Source organism: Legionella bozemanae (genome assembly GCF_900450575.1).
Taxonomy (GTDB): Bacteria; Pseudomonadota; Gammaproteobacteria; order Legionellales; family Legionellaceae; genus Legionella; species Legionella bozemanae.
On the sequence record NZ_UGGY01000001.1, the window covers coordinates 775,318 to 792,056 of the forward strand.

Sequence of the window (16,739 nt, forward strand, 5' to 3'; positions counted from 1 at the left end):
TCCTTAGACGGAATCTCCGACTCTTATGTTTCTCATGCCTTTATAACTATAGTTCATAAAAAAAATGGATCAAATTTTATTCACAAAATTTATAAAATAGCCATAAACACCTGAAGAAAAGTTGAGAGAGGACAAAAAATTAGGATCTTGCAACTCATTAATTTCTTTTTAAAGTTTCGGGCATGAGCGATAAAAAGAGAATGAAGCCAATCATTGCAAAGAATGCCAAAGTATAAAAGCCCATATTATAATTATATGATTTTACAATATATCCACTGGCAAAATTGCTAATTGCATAGGCTACGCCTTGGCAAAGAACCATCAATCCAAGCATAAAATTAAACCGTCCGGAATATGCCGCAAGTTCTGCAATCATTACGATGCCAATCACGCCAAAAATGCCGCCGCTTACCCCATCTAAAACTTGTAATGCAATAATAAAATAGGGATTTTGGGAAAAGGTAAATAAAATTGCTCGTATGAAAATAAATAAAAATGCAAGTAAAAATAAAGGCTTACGCGGTATATTTTTAATGAAGTACACTAAGAGAATTGAAACGAACATCATAATTATATGGGATACTATGACACTATTTGCCATAAAAATGGAGCATGCTTTTGTACTGACTTGAACAAAAATCAAACCAATTAGTGTCAATTGTGCTGCACTCGAAAAATGAAATAAAAAAACAGCAATTAAGAAAATAATATTGGTGCGAGAGAGTAAGATTTTCTTAAGAGGGACAATTCCCTTTTTTCCAGTATCGAAACCCACAGGGGCTAATTGGCGTGCAATATCATGATCAATATCTGTTTCTCTAATCAGAAAAATTGGCAAAATTCCTAAAAGGGAAAAAATGCCATACGAGTATATAATCCAAATATTTCCACTAAAATAAGAACATACACCGATAATTAGAGCGAGAATTATATTGCCAGCATGACCTAATGTTTCATTAATGCTTTCTCTTCGGGGAAATTCCTTGGTTCCGACTAAACCCAGTGTTATGGCTACGATTGCTTTTGGCATAATTGCCGTTGCCAATCCAATCAATATTTGTGCACTTATTATTGCTAAAAAATAAGGAAATTTCGTGATGAGATAACAACTTATTGCAAAGATGAAACAGCTTCCTACCAATAAGAGTCGTTTTATTTTGTATGCATCAATAAGTAGCCCACTGGGAATTTGATTGAGCATATTTGCAAAATTCATTATTCCTAGCGCAATACCAATCTGAGCAGGATCCCATTGCAACTCTGCTTTTAAATAAATTGTTAGAAAAGGACTAATGTCAGATTGGAGGCCGGCAAGTAAAAGGATGACCCAATTTAAAGCAAAATAACTTTGAAATGATGCGCGCATTTTTTCCCATTTTATAGGTAATTCATATTAACAAGAGTAATAAAATATTTCTTATAATTTTGGTGTCTGTGGCAGTTCATTTCTCTACGTACCGCGCTTCATGTCGCTTCATGCGTGGTATCCAGCGATTTTGCTTTAAAAAGAACCCGGGAGTACGCAAAGGCATCATTCTGGATCCCGCGCATGAAGCGTGGTACGTAGGCTCTAAGGCGAATTGTGAAAGACTCTTAATGGTGATTATCAGACAAATATGAATCCAAAATTAATGTTAGTCTATCTTTTTTAAAATTTTTAAAAATTTATTGGCAGAAATTTCACCAACCAGTTTGAGCTCGTTGAGTTCATTGCCTTGAGCATCCAAAAAGATAAAAGTGGGAGGGGCTACAACATGGAAATAATTGAGTAACGCTTTATTGTCGGCATTATTTTTTGTGACATCAATTGTAATCACGCTAAAACGCGTCAAAGCCTTTTGTACACGAGGATCTTTAAATGTCGTTGCTTCCATCATCTTACAGGATGTACACCAGTCAGCGTAAAAATCAAGCATTACTGGCGTGCCGCGAGCATCAACTATGGCTTGTTTTATAGTGCGTAAATTCTGCTCTTGCTGTGTTTTGGCAGGGGCTGCGTTTGCTGATTGGATTGTTAAGGGTTGCAGGGGATTTGTTGCTCCCATGCTGGCGCCCACCAAAATCAAGAAACCGTAGACGAGTAAAATGAGTCCCACCCCTTGGTTAAATTTTTCGCGATGTGTTGCAGAATACGTAAGAGCACCACTGTAAATCCCTGAAAAAATGAGCAAGCATGCCCATAAGATCATGCTGACTAATGGGGAGGCTATTCGAGAAATAAGCTCAATGGCAACGGCAATAAAAAAAATGCCGAATAGTGCCTTGATAGTATTCATCCAGCTGCCTGTCTCTGGCAACCATCTACCTGCGGAAGTACCGATGAGAAGTAAGGGGGTGCCCATCCCCAGACCTAAAACGAACAAAGTCAGACATCCTAAAAGAACATTTCCACTTTGGGCAATGTAGGTTAATACGCCAATTAATGGGGCAGTAACACAAGGTGAAAGAATCAAAGTAGAGAGACAACCCATGATTGCAGCCCCAAGATAGTGGCCGCCTCGTTGATTGCTGGAACCGTGTATTTTTGCCTGCCAGGAATGCGGTAATTTGAATTCATAAAATCCAAACATGGATAAGGCTAATAGAATAAAAATCAGGCTAAACACGCCAATGGACCAAGGGGATTGCATACTAATTTGCAGATTGGCTCCAAGCAAGGCAACTACTGCACCGATGATTGAGTAGGTAATCGACATGCTCAGCACATAACTTAATGAGAGAAAAAAGGCTTTGCTGGTCGTAATTTCTTTACCATGGCCAACAATAATCCCGGATAAAACAGGAACCATTGGTAAAATGCAGGGGGTGAATGATAAAAGCAAACCAAAACCATAAAAAGTAAACAGAATCAGAAACCAATTGTGGCTTAAAAAGATTTTAGCGACGCTGTCATTTTGTGATTCTTCAGTGTCTGTGGTCTGGGTATTTTGAGGTTGCACCAGGCTTACTTGCGCTAAAGCCAAACTATCATCTATGGAGAGCTGAATTGTTTTCGTTTCTGGGGCATAACAAAAACCATCATCAGAACACCCCTGATAATGCAAATCAATTAACGCTTTTCCTGGTTTATTCCCTAAAATTCCTACAGGAATGGAAACTTGATTACGATAAACAGTATATTTATGCCCCTGTTTGTCAATTTTTTGTTCTGTAGGTGGGAAACGCAAAGGGCCTAAGTGAATTGTATCATTCGTATTTGTTGTTAATTTAATACGATCACTATAAAGAAAGTAATGAGGCTTTACCTGGAAGTTGATGGCAAAAGTATTGGGATCAACTTTGCTTACATTAACATGGAATACTTCTGCAGCAGGAAGCGGGTTTGCATATAGAGCAAATGTAGTTATATAGCAGAATAACAGTAAAAACCATTTTCTCATTCTGAAAACCTTTATAATACCGGGGAGTAAATACATATATGTAACTATATCAGAACATCATGGAGTGTGAATAAAATTAAAACTAAAATTTTTTTTATTTTTACCCTTGAAACTTTTTACCTTGTCCCCATATGGCAGTCAGTAACATTGCAAATTGACTTTAAAGTTTAATTAATCAGGAGATAAAAGTATGAAAATTCGTCCTTTACACGATCGAGTTGTTGTTCGTCGTATGGAAGAAGAGCGTACCACAGCGGGTGGTATTGTTATTCCAGATAGCGCTACTGAAAAACCAATGCGCGGTGAAATCATTGCTGTTGGTGCTGGTAAGATATTAGACAACGGTGACGTTCGCGCTTTAGCAGTAAAAGTGGGAGATATCGTCCTGTTTGGTAAATATTCAGGTACCGAAGTGAAAATCGACGGTAAAGAACTGGTTGTGATGCGTGAAGACGACATCATGGGTGTAATCGAGAAGTAATCGTTTCATTAGGAGAGAGATAATGGCTAAAGAATTACGTTTTGGTGACGATGCGCGTCTACAAATGTTAGCTGGTGTTAATGCATTAGCGGATGCAGTACAAGTGACTATGGGTCCACGCGGTCGTAATGTTGTATTAGAGAAAGCTTATGGTGCGCCTACTGTAACTAAAGACGGTGTGTCTGTTGCTAAAGAAATCGAATTTGACCAACGCTTCATGAATATGGGCGCTCAAATGGTTAAAGAAGTTGCTTCCAAGACTTCTGATACTGCTGGAGATGGTACTACTACAGCTACTGTATTGGCTCGTGCGATTGTAGTTGAAGGCTACAAAGCAATTGCTGCCGGCATGAATCCTATGGATCTGAAACGCGGCATTGATAAGGCAGTTACTGCAATCACTAAAAAATTACAAGCAATGTCTAAGCCTTGTAAAGACAATAAAGCAATTGCCCAAGTAGGTACTATTTCTGCTAACTCCGATGAAGCAATTGGTTCTATTATTGCCAGTGCTATGGATAAAGTAGGTAAAGAAGGCGTTATTACTGTTGAAGACGGTAATGGTCTTGAAAATGAATTATCTGTTGTTGAAGGGATGCAGTTTGATCGTGGTTATATTTCTCCATACTTCATCAACAATCAACAAAGCATGACTTGTGAGCTTGAGCATCCATTTATTCTGTTAGTTGACAAGAAAATTTCCAGCATTCGTGACATGTTGTCTGTACTGGAAGGTGTTGCAAAATCAGGCCGTCCATTATTGATTATTGCTGAAGATGTTGAAGGTGAAGCTTTGGCAACTTTGGTTGTTAACAACATGCGTGGTATTGTTAAAGTATGTGCTGTTAAAGCTCCTGGCTTTGGTGATCGTCGTAAAGCAATGTTGCAAGACATCGCAATTCTGACTCGTGGCGAAGTGATTTCTGAAGAAATTGGCAAGAGCTTAGAGCAAGCTACTTTAGAAGATTTGGGTTCTGCAAAACGTATCGTAGTAACCAAAGAAAACACTACGATTATTGATGGCGAAGGTAAAGCTACCGACATCAATGGCCGTATTGCTCAGATTCGTGCTCAAATCGAAGAAACTACTTCTGATTACGATCGTGAGAAGTTACAAGAGCGTGTTGCTAAACTTTCTGGCGGTGTTGCCGTGATCAAAGTTGGTGCTGCTACTGAAGTAGAAATGAAAGAGAAAAAAGCTCGTGTTGAAGATGCATTACATGCTACTCGTGCTGCTGTAGAAGAAGGTATTGTAGCAGGTGGTGGTGTTGCTTTAATTCGTGCACAAAAAGCTCTGGATTCTTTGAAAGGCGACAATGACGACCAAAACATGGGTATCAACATTCTACGTCGTGCTATTGAAGCGCCAATGCGTCAGATCGTATCAAACGCTGGTTATGAAGCTTCTGTCATTGTAAACAAAGTATCTGAAAACAAAGACAACTATGGTTTCAACGCTGCGACTGGTGATTTTGGCGACATGGTTGACATGGGTATTTTGGATCCAACTAAAGTAACTCGTATGGCATTACAAAATGCTGCTTCTGTAGCAAGTTTGATGCTGACAACTGAGTGCATGGTTGCTGATTTACCAAAGAAAGACGAAGCTGCTGGTGATATGGGCGGCATGGGCGGAATGGGTGGTATGGGAGGCATGGGCGGCATGATGTAAGCCTCTCTCTCCTATTCCTTTAAAAACCCGCCTTTATGGCGGGTTTTTTATTACTGTATTTAATTATCAAAGGCCATGAATGGTTTATTAAGATATATGGGATATAAGCAGCTTAGATTACGAGCTATTAGTAGCAATTAATCTAAACACGATAATTCAGTCCAAAGCTCAATTGATTACTGTAGACTTGCAAAAACCTGGTGGGGGCGCCGCTGGCCGGGACACCGTTCGAGGCTATCGTATCATATTGGCCACTATTGCTAGTTTGACCTATGGCTAGGTAACTGTAGCTGATATCGATGTCGAAGTGCTCAGTCACACGGTAAAGGCTGCCTGCACCGACTTGCCAGGCGAAGTGGGTGGTAGTAAGTCCTGATTCATGTTGGACCGCTAGAGGCCAATAAATGGTATTAGTTTTTGAGGTTGCTGCACCTAGACCGCCACCGAGATAAGGTTCTATGCGTTGATTCATAGGCAGAGGATAAGAAAAATAGCCATTGATCATATAAGTGTAGGTGTTAACATGTCCGTGAGCTGTTTCATTTCCATCATCTGTAACTGAGAAAGGAATGTCTGGTAGCCCTTGCACTCGAAAATCTGTTCTGAAAAAAGGATTGAAACGATAACCAACTCCTAACGAGTATCCCCAATTATCGCCTATAGAAGCCGCTGGTGCAGTAATTGCATTTGGAGAAAAAAAAGAAGCAGTCTCTGCTCGGTTAAAATTAAATGCATTGTAGGTGGCAAGTCCCACTACATAAAACCCCTGCTCCTTTTTATAAGTTACAGGCCCCATATCACCTGCGTACGCAGGGAGTATTGCTACTGAAAACAAAAAAATCGCGACTTTTTTTAACCTAAGATGCATACCAGACACTCCATTGTGAGATAAAATTCATTAGTTAAATGCAAACGGGCTCAAGCAAATGCTACGTTCAAGAACCTCAAACTTTATAGTTACAAAAAATAACTTTTAACACAATAAGCAATATCGTTATGAATTATGACTGTTCAGGCAATAGGGGTAGCGTGTTGCATCTCATAAGTAATTACGAATAAAAAAAGATAATTATAAACTCTAGTTCGCTGATGCAAAATTCAATTGACTTTAGCGGAAATGGAAACAAACCCTGGAATTTTTGCAATGTATCGTCCACAATGATGGGGAATTTTATAAAGTCAGGAGTAATGATGGAAGCAATAATTAAAAAGCTGGAAGTGGTTTTAGCTGATACCTACGCCTTATATCTTAAAACACAAAATTATCACTGGCATGTTAAGGGAGCTCAGTTTAAAAGCTTGCATGAATTGTTTGAAATGCAATATAGAGCATTGGCAGAAGCGGTGGATGAAATTGCAGAACGAATTTTAATTTTGGGTCATAATGCACCTGCTACTTTTACTGTATTGAACCAATTAAAAACAATTCAAGACGGCAACTCCAATATTAATGCGAATCAGATGGTGAGTGAGTTGGCTCAGGACAATGGGATTCTGGTTAAAGATCTCAACAAAGCAGTTAAACTCGCTCAGGAACATGATGATGAAGGAACGGTGGCTTTACTCAGTGAGCGTATTGCTGCGCATGAAAAAGCACGATGGATGCTGAACGCATCTACTGTCTAAGACTTGTTACAAAGCCATTATCATACACGTCTGGCTGCTTGCCCTCATGACTTGTTCGCGGGGTTGTCCGCAGGGTTCAGTGTTTTAACGCAGATCGTCTGGCTCCCGCAGACAACCCGCGGGATGTAGATAGAGAGGTACTGTTATTTACTCTTCATTACTTCTTTTTCAGCGCCTTTTTTAATGACGATAATGCTAATTCGTCGGTTTTCAGGGCTGAAAGGATCTTTAGTATTGAGAAGCAAAGTTGATCCGAAACCGGATACACGCATCACTTTATCGGGATCCAAACCTGCCTTAACCAAAGCACGGCGGGCAGCATTGGCTCTTTGGGTGGAGAGTTCCCAGTTAGTATATTCTAATTCATCTGGATTATGGTAAGGATGGGCATCGGTATGTCCTTCAATGGTAATTTTATTGGGGACTGTCTTAAGCAGTTTAGCGATCTGCGCAAAAATCGGTTCCATCCCCGGGTTAAGTTTATCTGATCCCACGTCAAACATAGGCTTTTTCTGATTATCGATTAATTGAATGCGTAATCCATTTTTTACCACTTCCATGATTAATTGATTTTTTAAGCCAGAAAGAGAAGGATCTTGTTGAATACTTAAATTAATTTTTGATTTTAATTCTTCGAGTTTTTGTGTCTCATTTTCAGTGGATTGAATTACTTGCATGTCTTGGGGTTTTTTATTTGGTGCAGATGACAGCTCCGTTTTAGAAACTTGCCCATTGGTATCTTTGAGATTAGGTCCTCCCCCTTTAAGGTTAATTTGCTGATTGCCTACGTTTTCCCCGCCAAAAAAAGTGATTTTCATTGGCTGTTTAAAATACTCGGAAATACCATCTTTTTGTGCTTTATTCAGTGAAGCAATCAACCACATTAACAAAAAAAAGGCCATCATTGCTGTAACAAAATCAGCAAAGGCAATTTTCCATGAGCCCCCATGTAGTTTGTGTTTATTCTTTTTTATTTTTCGAATTATAGGGGTTGGACCAGTCTTTCCTTTACTACCGTTTTCGCTCATACTGTAACCTCATTAGCCCGGTGTAGCTTCCGTAGCGGAATTTTCTTCAGAACTCGATGATGATGCCGCTGGTTTGGAATTTTTAATTTCTTCATTGAGCTGGGTAAAGGAAGGGCGTTGTGCAGAAAACAAAACTTTACGTCCAAATTCAACAGCAATAACAGGTGGATTATTGTGCAGACTAGCTAATATTGTGGCTTTTATACACTGCAGTATCAATTGAGTCTGATTGGCCTGATGTTCCATTGCTGAAGCTACAGGACCCACAAATCCATAGCCAATTAAAATACCTAAAAAGGTTCCTACAAGAGCATGAGCAATGAGTACTCCTAGTTCCGGGGGCGGTAAATTGATCGATTCCATCGTATGGACCACGCCAAGAACGGCAGCAACAATACCGAAAGCAGGCATGGCATCAGCGAGTTTTGCTAAGGCATTTGCCGGGATCATTTCTTCTTCATGATGGGTTTCAATTTCCATATCAATTAACGCTTCAAGCTGAAAAGGCTGTATGTTCGAAGTAATGATCAATCTTAAGTAATCGCAAATGAACTCAATGATATGATGTTTTTTCATGAGCGAAGGATAAGCATTAAAAATAGGACTTTCTTCAGGGTTTTCAATATCTGTTTCTAATGACATCAGTCCTTGTTGTCGCGACTTGTTCAACAGATTGTATAATAGGCCTAATAGATCACTGGAATTTTCCTTAACTGATTTTTCACCTCGAAAAACTTTAGGCAATGCTTTTAACAGGGATTTTAATACCGTAACACTGTTCGCTACAATAAGCGATCCTACCGCTGCTCCAGCAATGATAAGCAATTCTATGGGTTGAAAAACCGCCGCAAGATGACCACCGGCTAGAGCAAATCCTCCAAAAACACAGAATAATATAACTAAATAGCCTATTATTATTAACATTTATATTTGATCTCCAAGTCCTTTTTAAATTGCTCAAATCCTTTATTTAAGATAATCGTGCACAACACGACCATAAGGCAAAGTGAGATCCGTTAATAAATGTACACCACTTACTATACGTCGTACGGGCAGGTTAGCTACTGGAGCTAATGCATGGTGTGCTAATTGCAACTGAGCTGGCCCTTGCCATGCCCCTTTGATGTCAACATGTTCAAGATAATATTCAACAAGTTCACAAATTCGAACGCTGCCATCCACATGAGGAATTATCTTAAGTAAATAATTGGGGGTGTTTAGTGATTCAGCTACCTTTTTCACGTCCATTGTTTCGTATTTATAACCCATGGTCGCTGTAGCAATACGATAAGGGCCATACTCTAGAGTGCCTAATAGCGTTTCATGAACCACTTCTAGTTTAGGTTGGGCCAGTTTCTTGGGAAATCCCCAAATTTCACGACCACCTGCTATAGGCGGGAGATCATCCAAAAACATGGCATGTGTGTAACCGCCCATTTTACCTTTATAACGTACCGGTATCACTTGGCCTGATTCCGTATAGTCCCCAAATCCTGTGGAGTCAGGCATGCGAATGAATTCAAACTTGACCAAAGGGTCTACTACTTCTAAGGGGGCGGGAACTATTTCGCGGAGCAGATCGATATCCGTTTCATAGGTAATGATTAAGAATTCCCTATTGATAAAGCGGTAAGGGCCACGAGGATAAGATGGGCTGATGAGCGGCATGGCAAAAGCGTTTTTTATTACTTCTGCTTCATTCATTTTCAGACTCCTCTTTTAAATGTTTATTGGGAGACATATCGTATACAGCAATACCTGTTGTTTGTGATACGGGCTGGTCCCAGGGGGATTTTTTTATGGCTTTTCGTCCATCAAGATAGCCATGTTTTATGCGTTCTGAAATACTTTTTCTGGAAAACTCATAATCTTTTGAAGAAAACTCAGTTTCATCGTGTTCATATAAAAAGCGAACTAAAGAAATCGTAGATTGATGCCCACGGGCAATACAAAGTTTTAACTCTGGGTTATCCCTTTCCTCTTTAGGAACATAACGCGAAAGAATATGAATCGTATTTTTTAACGCATGAATCTGTTGATACATTTCAACTGCTTGGGCAAAACGGCTTGAATACTCTATATCTTTTTTGCGCTTCATTACTGCATCCAATGAATTAGGGTACAAGCCATAAGAGTCAAATAAATGAATCGCAAAACACAGTAAATTTTTGGGGCATCGATTTACTGATAATACATAAGTCGCAGGGGAGTTACAGGAAATCCCACCATCCCAATAATATTCTCCATCAATTTCAACAGCTGGAAAACCAGGAGGCAATGCACCACTTGCCATAATATGCTCAGGCCTAATTTTTGTGTCTTGTGAATCAAAATACATCATTTCACCCGAACAGATTTCAACTGCGCCAATACTTATGCGGGTTTCTTTTGAGTTGAGGCGATCAAAATCGATAAATTGTTCTAAAGTAGATTTTAAATTTCTAGTATCGTAAAAACTTAAGCTATCGGGTGCATCATAATACCCCATAAGAAGAGGGGGAAAACGAGGTGCAAAAAAACCTGGCTGGCCAAAAAGTAGCGAAGATTGGGCAGAGAAGAAGTGTTCGATTTTTCGGCTCTCGTCATCATTGGGAAGAAAGCTGCCCTCTATAAAAGAAGGTGTGGCAATGGTCTCCCAAAATTGATACATTTTTTCAACACGCTCTTTAGGTGGATTGCCTGCTGCAATTGCAGCATTGATCGCACCTATTGAGGTGCCAGCAAACCAATTTGGATCATAGCCTGCTTCATCAAGAGCATGTAAAACACCTACTTGGTAGGCGCCTAAAGCGCCTCCGCCTTGAAAACAGCAGGCAATATGATGATGCTGCTGTTTTTGGGTTTTACCTTTATTCGTCCGAGCCATAGGGGCTTACTCCATGAACCATCCATGACTCACTATCAATGATTGGCCTGTCAGAGCGTTTGATTCAAAGGAAGCAAAAAATAATGCAGTTTGCGCTACGTCGTCCGTGGTAGTGAATTCCCCGTCAACTGTATCCTTAAGCATGACATTCTTAATGACTTGTTCTTCAGTGATTCCTAATTCTTTAGCTTGCTCAGGAATTTGTTTATCTACTAGAGGAGTACGTACGAAACCTGGGCAAATGACGTTGGCGCGCACATTATGGGCTGCCCCTTCTTTGGCAACTACTTTACACAAACCAATCAAACCATGCTTTGCAGTAACATAGGGTGCTTTCAGTTTAGAGGCCTCTTTGGAGTGAACTGATCCCATATAAATAATACTTCCTCCTTTACCGGAGGCATACATGTGTTTTAATGCGGCGCGTGTCGTTAAAAAAGCTCCATCCAACTGAATGGATATTAATTTTTTCCAATCAGAAAAAGCCAATTGTTCTACAGGGCTAATAATTTGTATTCCTGCATTGCTGACCATAACGTCAACACCGCCAAAATATTTAGCAACATCATCGATACCCTTATCAACTTCGTTTTCATCGGTGACATTCATGGCAACTGCCATAGCTTCTCCACCTTTAGATTTTATTTCTTCGGCTGCACTCTTGGCTTGCTCCAGATTGAGATCTGCAATAGCTACTTTAGCCCCTTCTTTTGCATACACTAAGGCGATTTCTTTACCTATTCCACTGGCAGCCCCGGTGATTATTGCTACTTTATTTTTTAAGCGCATGATTAACAGTCCTTGTATTATTTTGAGTGAATGATCAATCGCTTACGATTAATCTAAAAATTCTTTTAAAAGTATAGCAATGGAAATTTGATATTGCCTACATTCACTAAGATTTTTTATTTATTTAAAACGCCTACTTTTACAACATGAAATATACTTGGCTTAACTGTTAAAATTTAAAACCCTTAACCTCTTTTGGAGATTAAGGGCATATTTATTGGTATTGATATTAGATATTAGTAATAGTAATAAGGACGATAGTAACCACGACTATAATAATATCGTCTATCTTGGTCTCGGCCGATTGCATTTCCTACCAATGCGCCCGCCCCTGCACCAATTACTGTTCCTACAGCACTACCTCCAGTCGCAGCATAACCTATGCCTGCCCCTGCAGCACCGCCCGCAGCAGTGCCAATTTCAGTATTAGTGCAACCCCCAAGCATAAAAGCTGATAAACCAGCAAAAAATAAGGGAGCGATAATTTTTTTCATAGTGAACTCCTTTTTATAGTTTTCAGGATTCCTGCATTGGTAAAGCAGACATTCATGACAAGAAAATCCTGGTTGCTTCATCTTCACTATGATTTTAGTACAAAAAAAATATTTAATGTAAAATAAATGATCATAATTTGTTTTGCCGATCATTTTTTTAAATATCAGATTTTACTCTGACCTACATTTTCCAGTAGTATTAATATAAGAATTATAAAAATAGGGGACTTTATGTTTAAAGGAAGCATTGTAGCTTTATTAACTCCCATGAAAAATGATCAAGTTGATGTGCCGCGCTTACGGGAGTTGGTTGAGTTTCATATTGAAATGGGCAGCCATGCTTTGGTTGCGGCAGGTTCTACCGGTGAATCAGGTACTTTATCTCATGAAGAAAAACTGTTGGTTATAAAAACAGTAGTAGACCAAGCTAAAGAGCGAATTCCTGTTATTGCAGGTACCGCCATGAATGCAACACGGGATTGTATTCAACTAACGCAGGAAGCGATGGAATGTGGAGCGCATGCTGCTCTAATTATGACTCCAGCTTACATCAGACCTACTCAAGAAGGCTTGTATCAGCATTACAGTCAAATAGCCGAAGCAGTTGCCATGCCGATTATTCTTTATAACGTGCCAACACGAACAGCTTGTGATATGTTGCCTGAAACAGTAGCCAGACTTGCCAAGATTTCCAATATTGTGGGAATAAAAGACGCTACGGGGCAGATGACTCGGTTACAACAAATTTTACGTCTTTCAGAAGGCAGTATTGATGTATTTAGTGGTGATGATTTTACTGCAGCATCCTGGATGTTGTCTGGAGCTAAGGGAAATATTTCCGCCGCAGCGAATGTGGTCGCCAAATTAATGGCTAAATTATGTGACTCAGCTCTAGATGGTGATCATGCTGTATGTTTGCGTTTAAACGAACAGCTGATGCCTCTATATGAATTATTGTTTATTGAGACAAATCCAATTGCAATAAAATGGGCAGCAAGCAGAATGGGGTTAATGGAGAATGAATTAAGGATGCCGTTAACTCGTTTATCTAAAGAACATCATGAACCATTGGAAAAAGTAATGAAGAGTTTGGAGTTGATTTAAGTGAAAAAATTGGGTTTTATTGTTTTTTTTGTGCTTTTGCTCTCTGGGTGTAGTCGTTATGCCAGTAATGGGGAGCATCTTTATCTGAGTAGCCGTAATGGTCCCTCATTAGAAGTTCCACCACCATTAACGAGAGCAAATATTAGTAATTTTTATGATTTGCCTCAACAGAGTCAGGATGCACAGGTAAGTATCGCCCCACCTGTATCATAAGGGATTTATTATGACACCATCAGAATCAGCTGAGTTGCATATTGTACAGGAATTATCGCAGCGTATTGTGGAAGCGCAACGCAAGATCAGGATTCTTGATAGTATTAAATGGGATGAGACGATAAAAAAGGAATTTTTTAAGAATAAAGGCAAAAAGCTTCCCGCTGTAGATAAAGAATATTACGACAAAAAGCCTTTGCCTTTTGATGTTCATGACAAACAAGAAGAGTTTCGTATCATTTTGCGTGATACTCAAAATCAACTTGGACAATATTCTACCTTAACTCGTTTAATACGTCGTCAGTGTGAAGAATACAGTCGAGCCACGCAAATGCTCGCGGTGCGAGGTACTCCGGCATTTTCTGAATTAGCAATGGAATTGTATGGTAGTCCCAATGATGTATTTTACGCGGGTGGGCCACGCATGTCTGAAATGGGGACTTTACTCTTTGATGTGTTATCGGGTCTTAGTGTTCAATTGCAATCTGAAGCTGATGTAAAACGTTATACACCACAACAGGCTCAAGAAATTTTGCAAGCGCGTTTAGGACAGTTTTTTGATAAACATCCTGGCAAGGTAACCGTGATGATCAGTGACGATATGATTGCGGATGCTTCTGCTGGAGCGGACAGCATTAAACTAAGCCAACAAGCTATGTTCAGTGAGCGTGATCTTCGTTATCTGGAAGTCCATGAAGGTTGGGTGCACGTCGGAACAACCTTGAATGGCTCTATGCAGCCTAATTGTTTTTTCCTTTCCAAGGGCTCGCCTTCCAGCAGCGTTATTCAAGAAGGTTTGGCAGTAATTACGGAAGTTGTTACGTTTTCTTCATATCCCAGTCGCATGTTAAAGATTACCAATCGCGTGATTGCTCTAGACATGGTCACCCAAGGGGCAAACTTTCTCGATATTTATAATTATTTTATGGAGTGTGGTTTAAGCGAAGAAGACAGTTATAATCAAACAGTACGCGTTTTCAGGGGAAGTACGCCAACCGGAGGACCGTTTACCAAAGATTTATCTTATGCTAAAGGTTTTGTATTAATTTACAATTACATCCGTTTTGCGATCAGTCGAAAGCATGTTGATTCTATTCCCTTATTATTTACCGGGAAATTAGTTCTCGATGATTTGCCTTTACTCACTGAATTAAAAGAGCGTGGGGTCTTAACCAATCCTGTTTATCTTCCACCCCCATTTCAAGATTTAGCGGCATTAAGTGCTTGGATGAGTTTTTCTTTATATTTGAATCAGTTTGATTTGAATGAGATTCAAAAGAATTTTCGCTTTTTGATTGTTTGAAAAAATACGTATTTTACAGTCTGCAATTATGCCTAAAAAGACTGCCATCCCTGCGTAGGTTTGAATCTTCTAGACATTGCTAAAAAAACAGTCCAGCTCTATTCTGACGTCCCTTGGCTTGTCCGCGGGATCCAGAGGATCTGGCACTAAAACACTGGACTCGCAGACACCCCCGCGAACGAGTCGTGGGGGTGGGGTAGGCAGAGATCCAATTTTGAATAGAAAATTAAATAAAAATCTACTGTTACCTGGGTTGCATTGTTTCACCCAGGCTACGGTTTTTTAAATTTAAATGTACGATAATCAGCCTTTGCACGCTACAGTTTGCATAAGCTCAAGTGATTCTTCTTTTTCTTGTTGCGGTGTAAAGAAGCGATGAGCGAGACTGTAACTTAAATTTGGCTTCGTTTGTTCTTGTAATGCCCTTGTTAATTGAGGATATTCATCCACGAGTAATTTCGCCTGTTCTTTGATGTATGAATCATCAGACTTATTAATCATAGTTACATAATGCGCTGCTTTTTTCAGATCGCCAGGTTCTGTTGATTTTCCCAATATTTGACACATAACCAACATTGCATTAGTACATCCCAAATTAGCAGCTTGGCGCATTGTTTGTTTGTACTGAGAAGATGTTGGTGGATAAATATGGGCTAAATGATATAAGGCCATAGGGTTCTCTTGAGCTAAAGCCATCATTTTAGGTAAATGTTGGACTACGGCTTGTTTTAAAACAGGATCATTAGGTGATCTGTGTAATTGATTTACCAATACAGCAAATTCATTACTTGAAGACATATCCTACCCCTAACTTAAACTCATTCCCTTGTAGGATAAAAGATCAAGGTTAAGACAAGATTAAGGAGGATAGGCTTTACGTTTTTTTTACATTGTCAAATACTGCCCATCCTAAATGGAACAGCATATGTGCCAAGATTGCTACAATAAGTCCATATTGCCAAAATAGATACCCGAAAAGTAATGATTGGTAAAGGCTAAGTAAAATTAGAGAATAAATGAAACGTCGAGTCGAGGTACAGCCCGCGGCAAGGTAAGCCGGGAGTTGGCTTACTGCAAATACTAATCCACTAATAACAATTGAAATCCAAATAATTAAGACAGGATATTGTTTCGTAAAGAGCAGTGCGAAAAAGGTGGCAAGATTCATTAATCCCCATCGAGCAATAACTTCTTCTACTACACCGCCATAAAGAACACAGCCATCAAGACCAAGAGCCAGGCGAATATTAGTCATAATTTCCATGTTTTTTTTATCTATGATGCGTGCAATGACACCATAATAAAGAACCAGAAACACCAGCAATCCAAAAAAAGCATACAAAACAGTAGGTAATAAAATAGGAAGTAACGCATTTATTCCTACAGTACCCTGTAGAAGTTCTTCAAGTATTGTGGCATGTAAGCCAGTAGTATTAGATAATACAGCACCTGCAATGCACAGGACCAAAACCATAAATAAGGTTTGCAAGATGGCAAAACGACTCACCCGTTTTTGCAGCTCTTCGGAATTATCTGGTAATAAAAAATAAATTAAACGTTTTATTGCAATGACAACACCTGGGATGGATAAGCAGAACAAAACGATAATTAACGGCCAATTGATTGTCATTTATTATCCTTAAATAGAAGCGCTCAGCCCATATCAGTGAACCGCTGTATTCGGTGCATCTCGCGCGAGAAATGTTCCTAATCAATGCTCACATACCAATGTATGCTGCGCTTGCTTAGAAAAATTTTCTCACAACCTCCACGCAAATCCAAC

Annotated in this window: 17 protein-coding genes; 6 read left to right on the forward strand and 11 right to left on the reverse strand. The window is 39.5% G+C overall.

Annotated features, from left to right (window positions below):
- Positions 1 to 157: 157 nt before the first annotated feature.
- Positions 158 to 1,366, reverse strand: coding sequence for an MFS transporter (locus DY223_RS03345; RefSeq protein WP_058459693.1), 1,209 nt, complete (start codon positions 1,364 to 1,366; stop codon positions 158 to 160).
- Positions 1,367 to 1,634: 268 nt separating this feature from the next.
- The gene (gene dsbD / locus DY223_RS03350; RefSeq protein WP_058459692.1) at positions 1,635 to 3,380 is read right to left on the reverse strand and encodes a protein-disulfide reductase DsbD; all 1,746 of its coding nucleotides are present in this window, start codon (positions 3,378 to 3,380) and stop codon (positions 1,635 to 1,637) included.
- Between the two features lie 190 nt (positions 3,381 to 3,570).
- Here dsbD and groES point away from each other — a divergent pair, with 190 nt between their 5' ends.
- Entirely contained in the window at positions 3,571 to 3,861 is a 291-nt protein-coding gene (gene groES / locus DY223_RS03355; protein WP_058459691.1) for a co-chaperone GroES, read from the forward strand.
- 22 nt (positions 3,862 to 3,883) lie between these two features.
- Positions 3,884 to 5,533 (forward strand): chaperonin GroEL, encoded by a 1,650-nt coding sequence (gene groL / locus DY223_RS03360; RefSeq protein ID WP_058459690.1) that lies wholly within the window; start codon positions 3,884 to 3,886, stop codon positions 5,531 to 5,533.
- Positions 5,534 to 5,675: 142 nt separating this feature from the next.
- Here the strand turns inward: groL and DY223_RS03365 are convergent, their stop codons facing one another.
- Positions 5,676 to 6,401, reverse strand: coding sequence for an outer membrane protein (locus DY223_RS03365; RefSeq protein ID WP_082642449.1), 726 nt, complete (start codon positions 6,399 to 6,401; stop codon positions 5,676 to 5,678).
- A 323-nt stretch (positions 6,402 to 6,724) separates the two neighbouring features.
- Here DY223_RS03365 and DY223_RS03370 point away from each other — a divergent pair, with 323 nt between their 5' ends.
- Positions 6,725 to 7,159: a Dps family protein gene (locus DY223_RS03370; protein WP_058459689.1), complete on the forward strand. Its 435-nt coding sequence runs from the start codon at positions 6,725 to 6,727 to the stop codon at positions 7,157 to 7,159.
- Positions 7,160 to 7,302: 143 nt separating this feature from the next.
- On the opposite strand, the gene motB is transcribed toward DY223_RS03370, so the two are convergent.
- The 6 genes from motB to DY223_RS03400 form a co-directional block, all read right to left on the reverse strand.
- Positions 7,303 to 8,187: a flagellar motor protein MotB gene (gene motB / locus DY223_RS03375; protein WP_058459688.1), complete on the reverse strand. Its 885-nt coding sequence runs from the start codon at positions 8,185 to 8,187 to the stop codon at positions 7,303 to 7,305.
- A 12-nt stretch (positions 8,188 to 8,199) separates the two neighbouring features.
- Entirely contained in the window at positions 8,200 to 9,111 is a 912-nt protein-coding gene (gene motA / locus DY223_RS03380; RefSeq protein ID WP_058459687.1) for a flagellar motor stator protein MotA, read from the reverse strand.
- A 42-nt stretch (positions 9,112 to 9,153) separates the two neighbouring features.
- Complete coding sequence (locus tag DY223_RS03385; RefSeq protein WP_058459686.1) at positions 9,154 to 9,891, reverse strand: acetoacetate decarboxylase; 738 nt, start codon at positions 9,889 to 9,891, stop codon at positions 9,154 to 9,156.
- Positions 9,884 to 11,053 (reverse strand): patatin-like phospholipase family protein, encoded by a 1,170-nt coding sequence (locus tag DY223_RS03390; RefSeq protein WP_058459685.1) that lies wholly within the window; start codon positions 11,051 to 11,053, stop codon positions 9,884 to 9,886. The genes DY223_RS03385 and DY223_RS03390 overlap by 8 nt, the downstream gene beginning before the upstream one ends.
- A 6-nt stretch (positions 11,054 to 11,059) precedes the next feature.
- A complete protein-coding gene (locus DY223_RS03395) occupies positions 11,060 to 11,842 on the reverse strand; it encodes a 3-hydroxybutyrate dehydrogenase (RefSeq protein WP_058459684.1) in 783 nt (260 codons plus the stop codon).
- 236 nt (positions 11,843 to 12,078) lie between these two features.
- Positions 12,079 to 12,336, reverse strand: coding sequence for a glycine zipper domain-containing protein (locus tag DY223_RS03400; RefSeq protein WP_058459683.1), 258 nt, complete (start codon positions 12,334 to 12,336; stop codon positions 12,079 to 12,081).
- 231 nt (positions 12,337 to 12,567) lie between these two features.
- On the opposite strand from DY223_RS03400, the gene dapA reads away from it, so the two are divergent.
- From dapA to DY223_RS03415, 3 genes are read left to right on the forward strand one after another with little or no spacing between them, the layout of a single operon-like run.
- Positions 12,568 to 13,440 carry a 4-hydroxy-tetrahydrodipicolinate synthase gene (gene dapA / locus DY223_RS03405; protein ID WP_058459682.1) on the forward strand — a complete coding sequence of 291 codons (873 nt, stop codon included), beginning with the start codon at positions 12,568 to 12,570 and terminating at the stop codon, positions 13,438 to 13,440.
- Positions 13,441 to 13,653, forward strand: coding sequence for a hypothetical protein (locus DY223_RS03410; protein ID WP_058459681.1), 213 nt, complete (start codon positions 13,441 to 13,443; stop codon positions 13,651 to 13,653).
- Positions 13,654 to 13,663: 10 nt separating this feature from the next.
- Positions 13,664 to 14,956 (forward strand): flavohemoglobin expression-modulating QEGLA motif protein, encoded by a 1,293-nt coding sequence (locus DY223_RS03415; protein WP_058459680.1) that lies wholly within the window; start codon positions 13,664 to 13,666, stop codon positions 14,954 to 14,956.
- A gap of 303 nt (positions 14,957 to 15,259) precedes the next feature.
- On the opposite strand, the gene DY223_RS03420 is transcribed toward DY223_RS03415, so the two are convergent.
- Positions 15,260 to 15,754: a hypothetical protein gene (locus DY223_RS03420; RefSeq protein WP_058459679.1), complete on the reverse strand. Its 495-nt coding sequence runs from the start codon at positions 15,752 to 15,754 to the stop codon at positions 15,260 to 15,262.
- Positions 15,755 to 15,830: 76 nt separating this feature from the next.
- Complete coding sequence (locus tag DY223_RS03425) at positions 15,831 to 16,586, reverse strand: CPBP family intramembrane metalloprotease (RefSeq protein WP_058459678.1); 756 nt, start codon at positions 16,584 to 16,586, stop codon at positions 15,831 to 15,833.
- Positions 16,587 to 16,739: the final 153 nt, after the last annotated feature.